The sequence below is a fragment of the Okeania hirsuta genome (genome assembly GCF_003838195.1).
Taxonomy (GTDB): Bacteria; Cyanobacteriota; Cyanobacteriia; order Cyanobacteriales; family Microcoleaceae; genus Okeania; species Okeania hirsuta.
In genome coordinates, this window is sequence record NZ_RCBY01000405.1 from 1 (window position 1) to 3,821 (window position 3,821).

At 37.1% G+C, this 3,821-nt stretch carries 2 protein-coding genes; one reads left to right on the forward strand and one right to left on the reverse strand.

The features are described from left to right. Positions 1–279: 279 nt before the first annotated feature. Positions 280–1,179 (reverse strand): response regulator, encoded by a 900-nt coding sequence (locus tag D5R40_RS40360; RefSeq protein WP_240038890.1) that lies wholly within the window; start codon positions 1,177–1,179, stop codon positions 280–282. A 376-nt stretch (positions 1,180–1,555) separates the two neighbouring features. Here D5R40_RS40360 and D5R40_RS30950 point away from each other — a divergent pair. After that, positions 1,556–3,821: PAS domain-containing protein (locus tag D5R40_RS30950; RefSeq protein ID WP_124155724.1), on the forward strand; the 2,266-nt coding region annotated here is incomplete at its 3' end.

Sequence of the window (3,821 nt, forward strand, 5' to 3'; positions counted from 1 at the left end):
AGGCAACAGCGGTGCGACCCCGCGACGACGCCAGTCGCAAGGGAATGCGCACCAAGAGAGGCAACAGGCAACAGGGGGAATAAAAAACCGATAATATAAGGCTTTTAGCTATTGGACAGTTCTTGTAATTTGTAAATATCCCAGCGCACATTGCTATACCTCTTCTGTAATAGAAGGATTGGCTAAAAGGATTTTTTTCTTCTCTTGGTCGATTGGATATGGCGAAGAGACCCGCCTAGAAATCAAAGAAGAGAACAAGAAAAAAGCGAAAAGAAGATATCAAGCATTATTCAACAATGAGTTTAAGGGGGGTGAAAAACCTTGATAGTCAGTGCTTTGTAACTTTTGTAGAGCTTGTTGTAACTGGTAGTTTTTCTTTTCTAACTCTTCTTGCAAACATTTAACTTGTAGTTGCAGATGTCTAACTTTTAATTGATTTTCAACTCTAGCTAATACCTCAACTGTTTTAAAAGGCTTGGTAATGTAGTCACTACCACCTACAGAAAAAGCTTTAACTTTATCCCAGGCTTCATCAAGAGCGCTAACAAAAATCACTGGAATATCTTTGGTTTTAGGATTTTCTTTAAGTTTTTGACAGACAGTATAGCCGTCTAGCTGTGGCATATGAATATCTAACAATACCACATCAGGACATCCTACGGTAATCGCTTGTAATGCAATTACACCATTAATTGCTTGTTGTACTTCATATCCTTGTTCTTCCAGTAAATCAGACAACAGTTTGAGATTTTCTGGCTGATCATCCACCAATAGAATATTACCCTTCTCAGAAACTGAGAGAACTGGGGACAAGTCAACTGGAGACGAGGGAACTGGCGACAAGGAAACAGGTGAAAAAGACATAGACAAAGACGATTCAGGCACTTGTGGCTGATCAGGTATTTTTGTCTCTAGTTTTTTTTCTAGTATAGCTTTAATATTAGACTTAGTAATTTTTTTGCCCAAAACTTCAGAAAGAAGTTGCCAAAGTTTAGGTGCAATGTCTTGCTTCAAATATTTAGGAGAATAACCACATTCTTCTGCAATTTGATCGTAAGTCATTCTATTTCCTTGTAAAGTAGTCAGTAATACAGTACGCTGTAAATCACTAAAACTATTACCCATTTTTTCTTGTGTTAATTCTTCGGCTAATGCTAAAAGTTCTTCAAAATTGCTCATGGTAGTAAAACCCTTTTAAAGTAAATATCAACTTAGTATTTAAAATACTATAAATTTAGTATCCTAGCATTCCTAAATTCTTGCTATTATTAATAACACTTTCTCATCAAAAGTATCTTTTTAGTTAGTTTTAGTGAAAGTCCTTATTTTTTTTTAAGGTCATTTTTGAGGATGCCCTTAGGTGTATTTCATACTTAACCTAAACTTAACTTAAACTTAACCTAAATTGATCTATACAAGTAAAGTAACTCTGAATAAAAAAATAGGGTCTTCCTGCCCTTTTTAAGAGGATCAAAAAAAATTAAATTCAGTATTTCAAACCTCCTATTTCAGATTTGAGGTACTGTTAACTGATAACTAATAACTGATAACTGAAATGACTCCAAGAAGGAGAAACTTTGGCTCAATTTTCTATAAAATGAACTGTAAAAAAACTACCCCAATCCCCAAATTGAGCATTCGCACTACCCTTGTAGTATCGTTTGTCATACAGATTGTTGCAGCGGTTGGGTTGACCGGATGGCTCTCGTTTCGTAACGGACAAAAGACTGTGAATTCCTTGGCGTTACAATTATGTACAGAAATTGGTAATCGTATTGACCAACAGTTACAAACTTTTTTAAGTATCCCTCACTTAATCCATCAGAATAATCAAGCCGCAATTGCTCGCGGTCATATAAATGTACGAGATTTAACTGAATTAAGACGTTATTTTTGGCAGCAGCTACATATCTTTAAGTCAGTCACTGATATTGGAATTGGCAATGCTCAAGGGGAAATTGTTGCAGTTAGCTCTGTTGAAAATGTCACAGGTGTAGTCAGAGTATTAAATGCAACAACAGATGGGAAAATGGAAACATACGCTGTCGATCAGTCAGGGGAACCAACAACTTTAATTAAAGTTACACCATTTAACATAGATCAGCGCCCTTGGTATCAAGATGCAGTCAAGGCGGGCAAACCAGTATGGAGTGGAATTTTTCCCCGTTTAACACAGTCTGTATTGGCAATGAGTGCAGTACATCCCGTCTATAGCAAACAAGGTGATTTAAAAGGAGTTCTCTATATCCTGATGCACCTTTCTGAAATTGGAGATTTTCTCCAAAGTCTCAAAATTGGTAAAACTGGACAGAGTTTTATTATTGAATCAAATGGACTGTTGGTAGCGACGTCAACAGGGGAAATTCCTTTCCTTCAGACAGATACTTCCATAGAAAGAATTAAAGCTACAGACAGTAGCAATTCAATTACACGAGCAACCAGTCAATACTTATTAGGAAAATTTAGTGATTTCTTGGAAATCACAAGTTCTCAGCAAATTCGTTTTGAGATTGAGAATAAAAATTACTTTCTACAAGTTTTACCGTTTCGCGATGACAAAGGTTTGAATTGGTTAGTGGCGATCGTTGTACCAGAAGCAGATTTTATGGAACAAATCTACGCTAATAATCGTCAGACTGTTCTACTTTGTTTTCTGGCAATTGGTCTGGCTACGATCGCGTGTTCCTTGACTGCCGATTGGATTACCGCTCCCTTGAGAATTATATCCCAAGCTTCAGATGGACTAGCTCAAGGTAATCTCAAGCAGCAGATAGAACCCAGTTTTTTTATTGAAACTAATATTTTAGCAGAGTCTTTTAACAAAATGGCAAGGCAACTTGAGGAATCATTTGATGCTTTGCGTCAGAGTGAGATGACCAATCGTGCAATTATCAACACCATTCCTGATTTGATGATTCGTGCTAGAAGTGACGGAAGTTATATAGATATCATGGGTAGCAGTGGGCTACCAGGTGTTTATGATATCAAAGCATTCAAAGAAGGAAAAACTGTCAAGGAATCATTACCATTTGATTTAGCAGAAAGGCGAATGCACTATATTCAGGAAGCCCTAGGGACAGGTAAACTGCAAGTCTACGAGCATCAAATTATATTTAATGGTCAAATCCGGTATGAAGAGGTACGGATTATGGTTTTGGGGAAAGACGAAGTATTGGTCATGGTACATGATATTAGTCCTCGAAAGCAAGCAGAAAAAGCCCTGGAAAAAGCTAATCAAGAATTAGAGAAAGAAGTAGCACGACGGACAGTTTCTCTAATCGAAAGCCAAAGAACTTTGACTACTCTGATGAGTAATCTACCTGGGATGGCCTATCGTTGCCTCAATGACTCCAACTGGACTATGATTTTTGTCAGTCAAGGATGCTATAATTTGACTGGTTATTTACCTAAAGATTTAATAAAGAGTTCTCTATATGCTCAATTAATTCATCCCGAAGAGCGAGATAGACTCTGGCAACAGGTACAACAAGCGATCGCCGAAAAAAGACCATTTCGAGCAACTTATCGCTTAATCTCTCAGCAAGGAACAGAAAAATGGATGTGGGAACAAGGACGAGGAATTTTTAATCAAAAGGGAGAAGTACAATTTATTGAGGGTTTTATTACTGATATTACTGATTGGGTTAAAGCTAAGAAAGACCTAGAAAAAAGCAACCTAGAATTACGGGAAATTCTAGAGCAGCTAAAAGTAACTCAAGTCAAACTCCAAATAGCAAAGGAAAATGCAGAAACAGCAAACAAAGCAAAAAGTGAATTTCTAGCTAATATGAGTCATGAACTACGCACTCCCCTCAATAGTG

Excerpts from the sequence above, each read along its gene's own strand:
- D5R40_RS40360 (WP_240038890.1), bottom strand. The coding sequence starts at position 1,179 with ATGAGCAATTTTGAAGAACTTTTAGCATTAGCCGAAGAATTAACACAA.